The 16,557-nt window shown below is 32.3% G+C and carries 10 protein-coding genes and 1 pseudogene; 3 read left to right on the top strand and 8 right to left on the bottom strand.

Annotated elements, in window-relative coordinates; all coding sequences use genetic code 11:
- From FG27_RS00550 to FG27_RS00565, 5 genes are all read right to left on the bottom strand, one after another.
- Complete coding sequence (locus FG27_RS00550) at nt 1–711, bottom strand: DUF5655 domain-containing protein (RefSeq protein ID WP_369794078.1); 711 nt, start codon at nt 709–711, stop codon at nt 1–3.
- Nucleotides 683–916, bottom strand: a complete 234-nt coding sequence (locus FG27_RS19570; RefSeq protein ID WP_369794079.1) for a hypothetical protein — start codon at nt 914–916, stop codon at nt 683–685. The genes FG27_RS00550 and FG27_RS19570 overlap by 29 nt, the downstream gene beginning before the upstream one ends.
- Nucleotides 917–1,047: 131 nt before the next feature.
- Nucleotides 1,048–4,065, bottom strand: a complete 3,018-nt coding sequence (locus FG27_RS00555; RefSeq protein ID WP_037314171.1) for an AAA family ATPase — start codon at nt 4,063–4,065, stop codon at nt 1,048–1,050.
- Between the two features lie 6 nt (nt 4,066–4,071).
- Complete coding sequence (locus tag FG27_RS00560) at nt 4,072–5,820, bottom strand: hypothetical protein (RefSeq protein ID WP_037314174.1); 1,749 nt, start codon at nt 5,818–5,820, stop codon at nt 4,072–4,074.
- 52 nt (nt 5,821–5,872) lie between these two features.
- The gene (locus FG27_RS00565; protein ID WP_037314176.1) at nt 5,873–9,664 is read right to left on the bottom strand and encodes a TaqI-like C-terminal specificity domain-containing protein; all 3,792 of its coding nucleotides are present in this window, start codon (nt 9,662–9,664) and stop codon (nt 5,873–5,875) included.
- 363 nt (nt 9,665–10,027) lie between these two features.
- On the opposite strand from FG27_RS00565, the gene FG27_RS00570 reads away from it, so the two are divergent.
- On the top strand, nt 10,028–11,002 hold the full coding sequence (locus FG27_RS00570) for a hypothetical protein (RefSeq protein WP_037314179.1): 975 nt from the start codon (nt 10,028–10,030) through the stop codon (nt 11,000–11,002).
- A gap of 54 nt (nt 11,003–11,056) precedes the next feature.
- Nucleotides 11,057–11,782: pseudogene (locus FG27_RS00575) on the top strand (IS110 family transposase); the annotation flags it as partial.
- A 40-nt stretch (nt 11,783–11,822) separates the two neighbouring features.
- Here the strand turns inward: FG27_RS00575 and FG27_RS00580 are convergent.
- Both FG27_RS00580 and FG27_RS00585 read right to left on the bottom strand, forming a co-directional pair.
- Nucleotides 11,823–12,236, bottom strand: a complete 414-nt coding sequence (locus tag FG27_RS00580) for a cytochrome c oxidase assembly factor Coa1 family protein (protein ID WP_037314181.1) — start codon at nt 12,234–12,236, stop codon at nt 11,823–11,825.
- Nucleotides 12,237–12,246: 10 nt separating this feature from the next.
- Complete coding sequence (locus FG27_RS00585; protein ID WP_037314183.1) at nt 12,247–12,648, bottom strand: hypothetical protein; 402 nt, start codon at nt 12,646–12,648, stop codon at nt 12,247–12,249.
- A 340-nt stretch (nt 12,649–12,988) separates the two neighbouring features.
- On the opposite strand from FG27_RS00585, the gene FG27_RS00590 reads away from it, so the two are divergent.
- Nucleotides 12,989–13,954, top strand: coding sequence for an IS110 family transposase (locus FG27_RS00590; protein WP_037321858.1), 966 nt, complete (start codon nt 12,989–12,991; stop codon nt 13,952–13,954).
- Between the two features lie 55 nt (nt 13,955–14,009).
- On the opposite strand, the gene FG27_RS18560 is transcribed toward FG27_RS00590, so the two are convergent.
- Entirely contained in the window at nt 14,010–16,304 is a 2,295-nt protein-coding gene (locus FG27_RS18560) for a restriction endonuclease (RefSeq protein ID WP_051935715.1), read from the bottom strand.
- Between the last annotated feature and the right edge of the window lie 253 nt (nt 16,305–16,557).

Here is a 16,557-nt window from a genome sequence, read left to right on the forward strand (position 1 = left end):
TTATTTATTATTAAAAGCCTGTTTCACCAGGCTCATAATATATTCAAGATTATCGTCATTTTTTATAACCAATTCATAGTCCCCGTTACCCAAATGGCCAATTTCGGAAACGTCTCGCATTAGATTTTTAGGATCATCCAGGCTACCTTTCTTCAAATTGATCCAGAGTTTTAAACCCTTTCTTTGAATATTTATATCTGCAAAATTTGAATTTTTTCTAAAGGCAATATATTCCTTTCGATATTCAACTTCTATGTCGTCTGCGAGGTTGAGAATGGAGGTTTTAAAAGTTTCGTAGAGCTCAATAATATCATCTGATTTTCCTTTTAAATGATCTTCTTCTATGTAGACTTTTAGTTGTTCTGTGACCGACTTAAGCTTCTCATTATTTTGAGTAATGGGTTTAATACTCTCTGCTGAATTACTTTTACGTACCTCATTAATACTAATAAGATTATTTTCGTACCGCTTAACTTCCCATAGCTCAATGGCTATATCCTTAAAGTTGGTAGCTGTTTTTTGATTTTCGGTAAAGCTGGTGGAAACAAAAGCAACCCGGGTTTGAGTCCAATCCACTTCATTTCGCTTTAAATTGTTTTTTAATGTTTCGTTGTATTCAATAATAAAGTCTGCCTTATTTTCCAGCATTAAACTTAGGTAGGTAAATCCCTGGTCCACCACGCTAATGTTTTTTATTCCTTTTATACCCAATAATGATGAAGGCTTTAGATTCCGGGTCAAAGGCCAGCGTGTCTATTCGCTTGTCTTTTATAGCAAATTCACTCTTAACCAAATGCAGCCCCATTACCTGGGTTAGATTTGATTCAAATAGGTTTTGAATTTCCCGTTCTAATTTGAAGGGATATTCTTTTAAATTGGAAATGGAGGATTGATTCTTAAGTTGATATAATTTCACTTTTTATTCTGTCTTTAATTAATTTTCGATACTAAAAGTCAGTGGTAAAATATTTCACGTAGGAAGATTTTTTAGGATTACTTGGGATATAATAAATAAACACCTTTTTTAGCCTAAGCTTAGATCCCACATTATCTTTCCAGTTGGAATTCTTTAAATACTCCCTCTCCCAAAAAATCAAATTTCTTTTTAAATAATGCGGAGAACTTTTTGTTAGCCGTGGCAAAGAAAATCTGTTTATTTTCTTTAACTATGAAATAACGCAGGAAATCTAAAAATGATAATGCGTTAAAATCATCAATAAAGGTAACAGGATCATCAAAGATTAAAATATTTGGTCCATTTTTCAGTTTCCTATTCAAACTGATAAAAATAGACAATACCAATGCAGCTCTTTGACCGGTACTTATTTCAGAAATTTGAAATTCCTTATTCTCTTTAAATAATACCAAATTTTTATCTTGGTATTTTATATCTGAAAACTCTTTAGGAGTATGTATCGTCCTATAAATATCTTTAATCTCATTTAGATTTTTCCTAAAGTACCCTTCTAAAATTGCATCCTCACTATTTGATGATAATTTATTTAAAGATTTAATAGCCTTAACTAATCTACTGTTTAACCCTTTAATTTCGGGTAATTCATTTTTTATCTTTTCGTTCTCAGCTAATAACTTTTGTATTTCTCTTTGACTAATTTCAATTTCTCTATATGATTTTAAATTCTCATTCAATAAATTCAACTCCTTAGCTATAGCATCTATTGACTTGTCATTAGGAACGCTTAAATAACTTTTTAGATTTTCAAAACTCGATGCTATCGAATCAATTTTAGACTGGTTTGATTTGACAATATTCTCGATATTTTCAATATTGTCCATAAACTCTTTTAGATTCAGGGATATGTTTAAATAGTTAATAATCCTTGCATTATCATTTTGGAATTTTTCAATATTATTCGAGTTATCGACCCTATCTTTTTCCAAGGAATTATTTAGTAATTTCAATGATTCCAATCCTGAAATCTCCTGGCCAGAAAACTCCTTAGCTAATTCCCCCTTTAAAACATTATATTCAGAAACACTTCCCTCAATATTATTTAATTGATATATTAAGTTTTCTAATTCATTTTTTTCTTTAGCTACTACGTTTTCTTTTTCTACTACCTCCTTAACTTTTTTATCTATATCCATGAATGTCAAAACTTCAGAGTTTTTTAAATACTGAGAGACAGTAGAATAATATTTTTTCAGGCTTTGAAGTTCTTGTTGTAGAAGATCTATTTCTTTTACTGTTTCATTTAATTTGGATTTTTTTTCGTTTAAAATACTTTTATCAAAATTTTGTTTAAACTCATTTTCAAGTTTTACGAGTAAATCTGCACTAGAGATTTGTTGTTCACAGAGCGGGCAATTTTCCGTATGAGCATCATGAGCCAATATTTCCTTACCTAGAAGTTTTATCTGGCTAGTTAGATTCTCCAGGGTAGAAAAAGTCTCTTCTATTTTTTTTACTTCCATCTTTTCCTGATTTAATAGCTGCTGTTTTTTATCTATTAGATCTTGTTTTTCTTCCAATAGTATTGGTAAATATTTTGTTTCGTTTTTCAATTGAAGAATATCCAATTCAAGGTTATTCAGATCTTTCAAAGTATCAATTATGGAGAGTTCAAGTTTAACTTTTGAAAGATTTTCTTCTAAACCATCTATTCTTGAGATGCTTTCCAATTCGAAATATTCCAATAGGCGATAAACCTTGGTTTCGAGTGATTTTAGTCTCTGATTTTTTTCAGTAAGTAAAGCGATTTGTTTATTGTTAAGATTAAATTGCTCTTTACTTTCTGAAACAAGTAAATTACGATTATGAACCTTTTGTTTGATCTCAGTAAACCTATTAAAGTCAGTGATCCAATCCTCTGATTGTAGAAATGTAATTTCATTACTAATTTCATTAATATACAATTCAGAAATTGAATATTGGGATTCGGTAATTGAGCTTTTATAACCTAGTTTAAGAATATTTCTCTTTATATCCTCTTTTAATGCTTCAAAGTTTTTTTCAGATTTTAATTCATCAATACGGTTCTCGTTTTTCTGAAAATTATTATTTTTTCTTTGAATTTCTTCCTTAGTTTTATTTAATTCAGGACGTAATCTGTTTTCTACTTTAATAATTCGATCCTTTAAAATAGTATATTCTTCACCTAAAATTATCTGTTTCAAAGATTCATTTATCTGATTTTTATGATCTGAGTTTGCAAACACTGAAGCGGTATCAGTGTTAAAAAAGTTGAATTGATTAAAAGACTCATAGGTTTTATTGCCTTGCTCAGATAAACGTCTTTCATACCATTTCGCCCCTCTTTCTTTATAATATGCATTATTGTGGTTATAGCTATCTTTTATATTGTCATTATAAACAGCCTCAATTGAACCATCGTTAGCTTTCTTTTTATTTCTTAATGTTTTACCTGTTAGCACGAATTCAATTGCCTCCATCAGGCTTGTTTTCCCCACACCATTCGAGCCAGTAAATAAATTGACTTTTCCAAAATGGAAGTGCCTTTTTAAAGGATATGACCTATAGTTATCTTGTAAGCTTAAAGAATTTATTTTCTTTACAATGGGAACATGTTCCAGATTTTTTTCAGTCTTTTCTACGATCTCTTTAGCTGAATCTGCTTTAAAATTTCTTAAAATTCCCTCTACTGAATTTGAACTATACAATTCTTGTAAACCAACAGATTTCAATTCTTCTTTCCAGGTGGAAATAATATCAGGTAAATCTGATTGTTGGGATTTTTCCAGTTCAAAGTAATCTAGGAATTCAGTATCAGTAAAAACTAATTTACGTCCATATTTATCGTCCCTTAAAATCTTTATTTTTAATTCTTCCGTAAGATTACTATTAATAAATAACAAGTAAATATTCCATTGTAGAGATTTTTCTTGTTTATAGAATTCATCTGCCAGGTATTTATACTGTAATTTTTCAAAATCGTCTTCAGTGATTTTATTATTAAAATTTAAGTAGTATATCCCTGCAACTTTATCGTTGATAGGTAATTTGGCTTTATACAAATTGTCATTTACCTCCTGAAGATCAGTAAAGATTAATTTTGTCCGGTCAATTAATTGTTCTGTGTTCATAGAAATTTAGAATATTGAACTATCGTCTTTAGGGGGTTCGGTTATACTACCTGCATCTGGGTTAGATTTGTCTAGAATATCATTCCCATTTTTGAAAAAGACTACAATCGTATTTTTACCCGGAGAATCGGGATCAAATAATTTTTGCAATTCATCGTATGTTTTATTAACCAATTGTTGTGATACGGCACTTCCTATATAGCATACAGTAGCTTTTTCTATATCCTCGTGCTTGTTAACAACATTATATTTATACTTATATGTGTCCGCATTTTCAGCAAATGCCAATTTAATTTCTTTTTCTGCTAAATGTCTTATACTATGAGGATATGTCCCTTTATCTGAAATAATGTTGACATCCAACTCAATGAGATTAGAACAATTTATACTCCTTATACGTTCGCTAGATTCATAGCTGTCTTCTAAATATGTTAATCTGTTATTGCATTCATCTGATTCATTTAAAATAAAACTATTCAGATGTATTACTTCAGCCCACTTATTTTCTTTGTTTCCTTCTACTTGACCGTTCGAAATATTGAACAATCTCTCCTTATTAACGACTGAAATATCTCGATCTAGTAAATAGCTATTAGTAATACCTCTATCCTCTAGAAAATCTATATGATTGTCTTCTACTTTTTCAATTTCTTCTATTTCATGAAAATCATCAAATACATAAACATTGCTGGCCGTTGGGCCTTCTCTTCGTTGTTGTTCGTCAACTCCTTCGGCAATATCTACAGACTTGTTATGAATTTTAAATAATTCAATTTTTCTATTTAAAAAGTAAACTCGTTTCTTACGCTTTATCTGTAAAAAATATAAACCTTTTTGGTGATTATCTATAATCTTTTTTGGCTTATAATCTAATTCTACATCCGATGTTTTAAAGTATATACCACTTCTAGGCGCATTGTACTCATCATATAATTTCTTACCATTTGGGAAACAAGTCTCCATACCCCAATTTAAAGTGATCAATTCTCGTTTTTCCCTGGTTAAAACAAATTTTTTGAAATCAATAAAGTTTTGGTGAGAGGGATTGGGGTTAAACTGAAGACTTAAAAATAAAAATGGAGAGTCCACCCAACCATGATTATCGATTAGATTTTGTTCCAAGGTTGGATTAAAATTCATTGCTTGGGAACAAATTAAGGATATTAATCTAACTGAATTTTCATCATTCTTAATTACGTAAACATCGCTGCCTTGAATAAGGTTGTCTGGCTCTAACTGACTAGACCATAAACCTCCCATGTGCCAACTCTTAAATTGAATTAATACAATAAGTTTTTCAGTTCCATCATGTTGGCCAAGGAATATGTAGTATAAAGGATCAACATAATTTTTATCCGAATCATTGTGAACATCTTCAAAATGAATGTAAACACTATCATTATTTATTTCAGACAATTGATTTAAATCATCTTTATTTAAAGATTCTCCACCTAAAGACCAAAGTTTATTATTAGAGGGTCTTAGACTTTCATCTTCAATAATTAAATCTACGACAGATTTAGGACAGGAATATTCAGGCGATACAACTAATGAAATATTTTCAACCTTGGCTTTTTTTAAAAGTTTAATAAACTTTTTTTCAGCATCTTTCTGATCATTATTTCCAATCCGGTTTTCATCAGCAAAAAAGACTCCTTTATGTTGATAAATTAAGAGACTATAACGTTGGGTCCCTCGTCTTAACGCATCCAGTTCTGTATCGATATTTAGAGTAGAAATATCTACGAAATTCATTTTTTGGACTAACTTAAATTATTCAATTATTGCAAATCTTTTTCTGCATTTCCTATATGAGGGCCTCCTCCACAATCCCAATCTCCTCTTCCGTTAATCCATAAAGTTCATAAACCAACCGGTTAATTTGCTCTTCTAATTCATTGGTATCTTCATCAAGTTCCTTAGCTGTAAGGATTTTATTAACTAGATCAATAAATATTTGTCGCTCTTCAAACTGGAAATCTGGAATGATAAATTTTTCAATAGATTTTTTCTTTAATACAAAAGCTCCTCCAGCTGTATATTCTCCAACGTGAATGAAGTAAAATTGATAAAGCTTAGAATTTAATAAGGCCAAAATAAATTTTGGGTCTATAGAATCTGAGACTAGAAAAAAGGATGCACTTGTCAGGAAAAAACCAGCATCATCGAAAGCGAAGTCCCAATTACCAGAAATTAAACCCCAAACTATTTTAGGTTTTGAAAAATCCTGTATGAATGCACAGCTTCTTAGGTTTGTCCAATGTTTTCCCTGATCAGATCGATTTTCAACTCTCCCATTTACTTCTAAATTTATGTTCACCAGATGATCAAAAATTAATGGAAAGTCTTTTTCCAGTTTAATTGGTTCCTCAATCCCTTTAATTCCGTTATGTGAGTTTATAAGCCAACGATTATGAAAATTTACTTTATATCTGTTTATATCCTGTCCCTTTAGAACCTTTTGGATAATACTGTTGGAATTAGTGCCTCCACTAAGTTTATCGTATTTCTCTTTATTTATTATAAAAGCATCATCAAAACCAGTAGTCAACCCTCTTTTAATTTGTATTCCAGAAATATTGGCTATAGTTTTTCCTTTAGCCTGTATTTTATTAATTATAGCACTGGAATTAAGATCATTAAAAAGCCAATTATCATTCTTAAGGAATGATTGTTCAATTATAACACTACGCTTATTTATCTCCTCTGGATTTTGAAGTGTATCAACTTTCTCTTTAAAATATTTCACATATTCAAAATTTTCAAAGTCATTATTATTAGCAATAGTGATAATTGCACTTGAAACAAGAGCTTCATCAAAAATTGGTACTTGTTCAAAATTTATAATTGAAACAAAGGAATAGTTCGATAGATAATTCCTGAGAGGTTTCCCATATTCCGTATTAAAAAATTTATTAGAATTTATGACACAAATAATTCCATTTAGATTCAAAACCTTGGTAAATCTTTCAAAAAAATATGAGCTAATATCAGCCGTCCCAGAATAAACTGAGTAGTTCTCTTTAAAATTAGCACGAAAATGCGCTAACTCTCTATGCTGCACGTACGGCGGATTCCCAATCACCACATCAAAACCTAAATAATCCCCATTTTCATCTAACACTTCCGGAAATTCAAATCGCCACTCAAAGGCATTTTCATAGATCTTGTTGTCTTTTATTTCCTGGATTTCAGTTTCAAGTTTTTTGCTGTCTTTAGTGAGTTTTTGCAGCTTTTTGTTCCAGCCTGCTTTTTCCTTATTAGAAATTTCAAACATCTTAGGCTGTTCCGACATTAAAAAGATCTCACTTTTTATTTTCTGAAGCTTCTTAAATTTAGGATCATTTCCTGAAATCTCACTTCTAAAATCACTTTTAATATCCTGGATAATCTTTTCCATCTCACGTTTCTGCTCCTTGTTTTGAGCGTTCCGGTAGGTATCTACGGCACTGCGATAGCTGTCAATATTCCATTTACTTTTCTTAAGCGCCTTGCTTAAGTCGGCATCCAGGTCAAATCGGCTTATCAGGGAGTTTCCGCATTTAATATTGATGTCAATATTTGGAAGGGTTTCCAGTTCCGTTTCATTCTTGTAGTAAGCATTCTTCAATAATTCTATCCACAACCGCAGTCGACAGATCTTAACTGAGTTAGGATTAATATCCACTCCAAAAAGACAGTTTTCAATGATCTTTTGCTTCTCGTGGAAAAGCGCCTCCTGTATCCGCTGGCTTTCTTTTGCTGTAGGATTATATTCAAAAAGTTCCCCGTCCTCATCAGTTACGATAAGTTCATCATTTACCACTTCCACCTGGTATTCCTTAAGCCGTCTTCCGGAGCGATCCTGTAGAATGTTCAGATCGTTTTTAATGGCGATCATCTCATTAAGCGCCGAAACTAAAAAATGACCGGAGCCGACCGCAGGATCACAGATTTTCAGGCTATTAATAAGCTCATTGGCTTCCTGCCGGTCTTCAATACGATCATATATTTCATCCAGATCTTTACAATTCCAGTCTTTGGCTTCATTAAACTTTTGTACCACAGCTTTCCTAATGGTCTCGCGGCACATATACATCGTAATAAAACCGGGCGTAAAGAAAGAGCCATCTTTATAGCCGTTTATCTTTTCAAAAATAAGCCCTAGTACCGAAGCATTAATGAGGGTCTTATTATCTTCCTGTATGGTCTCCCCGCCTTCACTGCTGAAGTCGTAAGCGTTAAGGAACTCAAATAAATATTCCAGGGCATTGAGTTCACCGCTTCTTTTCTTTCCTTTTTTATCTTTTAGCACCGTAGCGCTGTAAATAGGCAAAGTCTTATCGTCTCGAAGATTACTTATAAAAAGCGTACTATGCTCAATATCTGTAGGCTCAAAAAGGGAAGAGTTGAGATACGGTACCTTTTCAAAAAGGGCTTTTACATCATCATTTCTTTCAGAATATTGACGAGCTAATACCTGGAAAAACAAGCTATTTAGATCATCATAATTGTTTATTCTGTCTAAGCTAAGAAATTCATAGGATCTATCTCCTTTGTGATAAGTAACCAGTTGCGCTTCTAAAAGCTTTAGGAAAAGGATTCTGTTTAGCCAGGTTATGCTAAGTTCCAGCCCAACATTAAAAAGCCGTTCCTGGTGGTTTTCTCCAAACTGAGATGCATTTTCCAAGCGGCCAATCTTATCCATACTATCCAGCTGAATAATGGCATTTTCCAAAAATGAACCGGTATTTCGCTGCCCTTCTTTCTGGCGTTCAATTATTTTTTTACCGCCCTGCTTGGTTTCGGTTAGACCTATAATATGAAGTAGCTCGCCATAAAAACGCTTATCCAGGCTATTACTGTCGTTGGTAAAAGGAAGCTTTAATAGATGTTCCGGCGACAATAATTTATAAAGGGCAATCAGCTTATTGTCATCCTTAGGATTATTATTCCGAAGTGGCTTTTCGTAATTATTAATATCGAACCAGGTAAACTCCAGTTCCTGTTTCATTTCAGCAATAAAAGGTTCAGCTATATTCTTATAGAAGAAGTCGGTATTTGTTCCACTAAGTCTTCCGGCTTCAAAATCGGTAAACTGACCTACCAGCTTTTTGTTCTGTGCAAACGCCTTTTCAAAAACATTGGCATCAAAGATAAACCACTGATTGATGTTGGTGGCGATCACATATTTTATTTCCAGATTTTTATGGGTAATGCGCTCCCGCAGATAATAAAGCACCAACTCCTGGAATGCTTTAACGTTTATCTTATCCTTAGTCAGCATCTCTGCCCGGTTAGTGGGCTTCTTTGCTTCAATAATAACCCCTACATTGCTTTTGGCTTTATTGCCGTTATGAATAACCAGGTCATTTCTTCCCTTGGTATTTATAAAGTGATTGGGATCGTAATATGTTTTCTTAAGAAAATCTGTTACAAGGTTCTTATGGAATTCTTCACTTTCAGTATCATTAGTTCTATCCAGTAACTGAATAAGATTAGCTTTAAACTGCTCGATCTGTGAGCGGTTTGGTTTTACCTTTAAAAAAGCTTTATTGAGAGCTTTGCGAGGCTTGAGTATAGATAGATTACCAGAATTTACTTCTTGTTCCGTCTGCATGCAGAAATTGGGGTTTATTGATTAAGGCAAAAGACTGTAGGGAGTTGCTTCTGCCCGTTCTCTGTTAAAGAGGTCTTAAAAATAGGAAAAATATTGAAGTTTTTGTGGATTAATCTTAGAAATAGTAGAGATTTCTGAAGATTTCAAATCCGGGTATTTTCCCATTTCAATTTTTATATTCTCAAGCAAATTGAATTTTTAAAATCAGAATTATAAGGATTTCCCCTATTTAATAGTTAAATCAGGATTGATAACTTTAATATTGATTCCCTACAAACACCCCCTTCTTAACTATGAAGGATTGCATATAGGTTCATACCAGAATCTTTTTAATACACTATTAATAAAAAAAACCTTTTTAAGATGGAACGTTTAAACCAAAGAACAAATTTCATTTTAAGCTCGGTGTTTGTCATTTTTACCTTTACTACTACTGCACAAAATTTGGAGCTTAATACAAACGGATTATATAATGCCGAATTGTTAGATAATATTTTCAGGGGTCATTTTGAAAATGTTGATATTAAACGAGACGATTCAGATTTTATTCAAATCTATGCCAACTACCTAAGAAATTACGGAAAACGATGCGATGATGCTCTTCCCTCTTCTAAAGTAATGATCATGGATGATGTGTGTAATAAATGGAGAGTTGAATATAATGGTTATGGTGCTGAGATAAATAGATACTGTATTCGCTATATAAAAGAACCCTCTGGCTTCTATGCTCGCAAAGACTTATACGAAGCTCAATTAGAGCTTGAAAAATTTCTGGGAATTAATTATCTGGGCGAATTAGTTTCAGAAATGAATACCGGTAATGCAATAGGCTTTTCTGTTGATAAAATTCACAAATCCAAAGCATTACTTTATGATATGTCGCATATTCTCAATATAAATAGCTGCGATAGTCCTGCAATTAGAAGACTGGAAGAAAACCTTAGAGCCTTTGCTTTAAACGAAAAACCGATAGTTATGGCGGAAGAAAGCAAATATACAGCTATGAAAAAAACAGGAGGCCCTACTGGATCTCACGATTATACCAAATTGATAGACGATCTGGTTTCAGACCAATCAAGAACCTGGGCTTTCAATAGATACCAAAGAGGAAGTATAAGCGGATTAAACATTTTATCTAATGATAACCAGGGAAGACCTACAGCAATTAAAGCAAATTATCTTTATAAAGGGTTTGGAGGAGATAGCCGTGGTTGGGTTAAAATTACTTTTTCCAACGGTTTACCAAATGGAATTTACTTTTTTGATTTTCCCAACAATCGGAAAACTCCCAGTAGCACTATTGTAGCATCATATGCTGAAGGGGAGTATGGTAATTGAAAAAATAAGTTTAATGATTGACTCTTTTTCTAGTTTCTAGAATTAAAGAGGAGTAAACGTTTTATTCAGATGAAACTCTCAAAGATTAAAACCGATAAATCTGATGCCAAAGCGATATGTGAATACGCTAAAGCTAATGAGGTTCCTTTGTACACGGCAAGAGACAAGAACCAGGCCGAGGCTCTTCAATTACTTCGTCTGATAGATATCTACACTAAGCAGAGTACAGCCCTAAAGAATAAGCTTCATGGAGAAAAGGTTCTGGGGAAACCGTCAAAAGTCGTTTATCACTCGCTAAACAGATCACTTAAAGTAGTACAAAACGAGATAAAAACTCTGGAAGTTAGACTAACAGAGATTGTTAAGGATGAGCAGCAAAAACAACTGACACTCCTTAAAAGTATTCCGGGAATGGGTAATAAAACAGCCATTATGTTATTGGTGTTAACCGATGGTTTTACCAATTTTGAGAATGCACGCCAGTTATGTTGTTATGCAGGAATCACTCCTATCATCCGAGAATCTGGATCCAGTGTAAGAGGAAAAAGCAGGATTAGTAAAATGGGAAATCCAAAACTTAGAAACTTGCTGTTTATGTGCAGCTTTACAGCTTGTAAACATAATAAGGCCTGTAGAGAAATATACGAACGAATAATAGCAAAAGGTAAAAGTAAGAAGCTCGCCCTTATCGCTGTGTGCAACAAACTCCTTAAGCAGGCTTTTGCAGTGGCAAAATCGGGTTTGCCATATGATGAAAACTATGTATCAAAATTAGGATAAAATGCTTGGAAGTTAGCTTAGTTCTTTGTTGCCTGCAATTTTAGGGCAGGTTTATTATTTCAATAGTTTTTTTCTTCTTTTCAGGATCTTCAATTCGAATTTTCACCTTTTCGTAACGCCAGCTTTGATTTTCTCTTTCTGCTGTTAAATCTAATTTTCCATTTCCTTTTGAACCCTCAACTTTTATAGTTGAATTTACTGTTTGATTATCATTTGAAAAATTGACTTCTCCGTTTAAAATAGTCATTTTGTCTATAGGCTGAATTTCTCCAATTTCATCTAATACTCTTTGGTCGGAGTTAGCCTTCTCAATAGCATTATTGTAGAGTTCTTGATCTGTATATGCCTGGGTTAAATCAGTTGCAACTTTTCCCATTCCGGATGATGAAAACAAGTAAAAGACAACTGCTAAAACAACTATTATTGGAATTATCCATTTTAGACTTCTTCTCATATTATCTTGATTAGTTTTTAGTAAATGTTTTATTCGCTTTTTTTCTAGCTTTTTCGAAAGACTCTTTTCTAAACCTTGGATCCACATATCCGAAGAAGCTTATTGTACTATCTTTTTTATGTACTAAAGCAATAAATTTTTCACCTTCTTTAAGGCGTGCTTTAATGTTTTCTTCGTATCCTTCTAATGGTTTTTCTTTTCCAAGAAAGTATTCGTAAAATAGAATATTCGTTTTTGGAATATGGTAACTCAATCTATTTTCTTTGACTCTGCCAATTACTTCATAAAATTCTTCTGGATCGTAATCTTCATATTCTAATCTTTTATTATTCTTTGAATTTGAACAACTAAGAATTGAAGTGCCTGTTATTATTAGAAAAATTAAAGTCAGTATTCTTTTAGTCAAAATCATTCTGAAAATTGCTGGCAACGGTCTCCGCAAGTTGGCGGAGTAGGGAACGCGGCGTTGTCGGCTTAGACCTGGTTTGTTGGTGAATTTAATTATTTTCTTACTAACGGTACCGGCTATTTGCGATGAATCGTCTTAAGTTTAAATTCTCTAAATTTTGATAGTTAACCAGAAAGAACAAAAGAGAGGAGTAAGGTTATATGAACCGTAGGAACTTAAGATTCCGTCAACATTGATAATCCCCTCTCTTTTCTACTTTAATTTCGTTTAGTTCTATGAGACGTGGATCTCGTTTTTAAGTCGATGAAAACCAAAGTAGGTGTCCTTTCTTAATCAATTTCTTATGAATAAAAATAATCAAATTTATGGAGTAGACATCAGTAAAGGAGTATTTGATGTGGTCAACTCCACGGGAGAACATTTTCAATTCAAAAATAATGTCTCAGGCTTTAAAAGTTTTTTAAAGATTTTAATAAAAGAAGATCTGGTGGTTATGGAAGCTACGGGATATTACCATTATAGGTTAGCACAATTTCTTTATGAGAAGGGGATCAAGGTCTCGGTAGTAAACCCTTTGTCTGTGAAGCGTTTTATCCAGATGAAATTATCAAAAATTAAGACTGATAAGTCTGATGCCAAAGCGATATGTGAATATGCTAGCACCAATGAAGTTCCTTTGTACACAGCAAGAGACAAGAGTCAGGCCGAGGCTCTGCAAATACTTCGTTTAATAGCTATCTATACAAAGCAGAGTACCGCTTTAAAGAATAAACTTCATGGAGAAAAGGTACTTGGTAAACCTTCAAAAGTAGTTTATCACTCGCTCAACCGATCGCTTAAAGTATTGCAAAATGAGATAAAAACTTTGGAGTCCAGATTAACAGAGATTGTTAAGGATGATCAGCAAAAACAACTGACGCTTCTAAAAAGTATACCTGGATTGGGTAATAAAACAGCCATAATGTTAATAGTGTTAACCCATGGTTTTACCAGCTTTGAGGACGCAAGTCAATTATGCTGCTATGCTGGAATTACGCCAACCATCCGTGCCTCTGGATCTAGTGTACGAGGTAAGAGTAGGATCAGTAAAATAGGAAATCCAAAACTTAGAAATCTACTCTTTATGTGCAGTTTTACAGCCTGCAAACACAATAAAGCCTGTAGGGATATCTATGAACGAATAATAGCCAAGGGTAAAAGTAAGAAGCTTGCGCTTATTGCTGTATGTAATAAACTATTAAAACAGGCATTTGCTGTGGCTACATCAGGTTTACCATACGATGAAAATTATGCGTCAAGATTAGGATAAAATGCTTGGAAGTTAGCTTAGTTCTTTGTTGGCAACTGTTTCTTATCCTTTTATTTTATCTTTCGAAGATTGAATCTATATCATCTTCTGAAGAGTAACTAGATCTATAGCTTCCTCTATAATCTTCATCGTAATAAGAATCACGTGAGTAACTCTCTAAATAGGTGTTAGCCATATGATCCATATCTAAATTAGATACAATATTCCCAATATTAATATCAATTCTTTCTAAAACCGATTGATTAAAGTCCGATAAATAATCGCTGAGTCTGTCATGTGCTTCAGACTCTGCTCCGGATATGTCAATTTCAATGTCACTATATCCGTCTGGATAATATCTGTTATTTATATATTTGGAAAAATCAATATCTAAATTAGATCCTGATGACATTTCTTCTAAAAAAACTTCTAAGTGATTCTCTACCAACGATAATATATAGGAGTCTTCGACGTTAAATTCTTCAATAAAATCCAACAATGTCTTAAGGGTATCTTCATCTAAATCACGATCAACAAAACCATGTAAAAAATCAAAATTATTGAATTCAATTTTTGGTTCCACTTCTGATAAAATTATCAGAAGTTCATATAGATTTTTACCATTTGAGTATTCAGAGTTTATGATAGACTGAATGAAATGTTTTATTTCGCTATTTAGCTGAATATTAAAACAATCTAGATAAACTAATATTATTAAAAAATCCCAGTTTTCTTCTTCTAATTTTTCTTGAAAAAATTCAGAAAATAAATTTTCTTGAATCTTTCTGGAGTTTGATTTTTTTACCTTTTCCGATAAGGATATACTTTTAAAGTAACTTATTGCAGCTTCATCATTTAATGAAATCAAAATATTTGAAATTAATTGATTTTCTTCCGAATACGAATTAAGAATAAAATCTGCAATAGATGGATTAAATAACGTGTATTCATATTTATTCACTCCAGTTTGATTTCTATTCAACAAAGATCTCGTGGCAAGTTTTCTAACTGCTTCAAAACTTTTATCAGAATGATCCCCCAAATTAACGGGATGAATTTTGAGAAACCGGTCATAAGATTGTCTTAGTGCATCTTCTGGAATTTTTCCATTATTATATACGGTTAGAAATGTCAAAGCACGTACACAATCATCTGTTTGATTTTGAAAGTAATCAGCCCAAATATCTTCAGGATGTTCTAAACTCTTTTTTATATAATTCCAATATTTTTCAGGAGTAACATTACCAACTCTAATACTATCTGTTATAAAATCTATGATTCTAGGATTAAAATTCCTGTGCTTAATGATTTCCTTATAACGCTTTTCTTGATATATCTTATCGATATATTCTTTAGCTAAGTGTGAATGATATATATGATTATATAAAATTTTCGCTTTATCAATCAAGGTCAAATTTTCTACCCTAAGTAAGAATTCATTATCACGGATCCTATTATTTTGAAATTGATGACTAAAGCTATATGCCTTATTTAAAATATTAGTTCTTGAAGTCAAGATGAATTTTTTCGAATTATCTTGAACAACTCTATTAATAAATTTTACAATATGAGAATCCCTTTTGTTATTAATGGCATCATAAAGATTACTTCCCAGAAAATCATCACAATAAAATAATATCTTTCTTTTTTCTTTTTGTCTAAATAAACTTTCAGCTTCGCTAATACTTTCTTCAATATCACAGAATTCATAACCTTTAGCGATATAGATTAATGCTAAATTATCGGCCAGAGTAGTTTTGCCGATGCCTGGTTCACCAGTTAAAATGATTACATTTTTTTCCTCTAAAATTTTTAATCCTTTTTGGTGATTTTCAGTTATCGCATATTTATAGTTACTTTCTTTTATTTCACGGATAGTGCTTTCGCTTCTCCCTTTGATCGCATTATTATAAATGCTGTCCAGAATTGAAGAACTTGTAATCCATAGTTTGAAATTTTCCTCAACAATGTCCTTATTTTCTCGTTTTGACAAAAACCTATTTAGATCTTCTCTACCATAAATATCATCTTCTCTAAGAATGAAAGGATCAAAAATTTGCTGTATTTCTTCTTTATTAGCTTTGGATAGATTTTTAGAAGTAACGAAAATGTAACGACTAGGATTTAGTTTTTGGACCTTTTTAAATTCTTCGGATTTTAATTTAGAAATAAGATTTTTATAAGGCGTTTCGAAATAATGTTTGCATTGAATAATACCCTCTTTATCTTTCCCTATCCAAAATCGACCATCGACGCCTCCATCTCTTCCTGCCTTAAAAATCTCAACCCTTTTAGATAGAATTCTCTCAATTATTGAAGCTGATAATGCCTCAAACTCCCTATCGTTAAGTTTTGAAAAATCAAACTCCATATTAGATTAAGCGTTTCTCAAATTTAGTTCTTTTAAATAAGTTTATTTTAATGAGGATTTGAAATGTTCTAAAGAAATTGTTGCCAACGGTCTCGGTTATCGCAAGTTACGGGAGTAGGGACGCGGATTTGTCGGCTTAGTTGATTTAATAATTGGTCTCTAAAATAACAATTTTCAGATAACTACCCGTTATTTGCGATGAACCGACTTAAGTTTAAATTCTCTAAATTTTGATAGTTAACCAGAAAGAACA

It is taken from the genome of Salegentibacter sp. Hel_I_6, assembly GCF_000745315.1.
Classification (GTDB): domain Bacteria; phylum Bacteroidota; class Bacteroidia; order Flavobacteriales; family Flavobacteriaceae; genus Salegentibacter.

Bases quoted from the DNA above. Each gene is read 5' to 3' on its own strand.
- FG27_RS00570 (WP_037314179.1), top strand. From the start codon at position 10,028: ATGGAACGTTTAAACCAAAGAACAAATTTCATTTTAAGCTCGGTGTTT.
- FG27_RS00560 (WP_037314174.1), bottom strand. From the start codon at position 5,820: ATGAATTTCGTAGATATTTCTACTCTAAATATCGATACAGAACTGGAT.
- FG27_RS00565 (WP_037314176.1), bottom strand. From the start codon at position 9,664: ATGCAGACGGAACAAGAAGTAAATTCTGGTAATCTATCTATACTCAAG.
- FG27_RS00585 (WP_037314183.1), bottom strand. From the start codon at position 12,648: ATGATTTTGACTAAAAGAATACTGACTTTAATTTTTCTAATAATAACA.
- FG27_RS00580 (WP_037314181.1), bottom strand. From the start codon at position 12,236: ATGAGAAGAAGTCTAAAATGGATAATTCCAATAATAGTTGTTTTAGCA.
- FG27_RS18560 (WP_051935715.1), bottom strand. From the start codon at position 16,304: ATGGAGTTTGATTTTTCAAAACTTAACGATAGGGAGTTTGAGGCATTA.
- FG27_RS00590 (WP_037321858.1), top strand. From the start codon at position 12,989: ATGAATAAAAATAATCAAATTTATGGAGTAGACATCAGTAAAGGAGTA.
- FG27_RS00555 (WP_037314171.1), bottom strand. From the start codon at position 4,065: ATGAACACAGAACAATTAATTGACCGGACAAAATTAATCTTTACTGAT.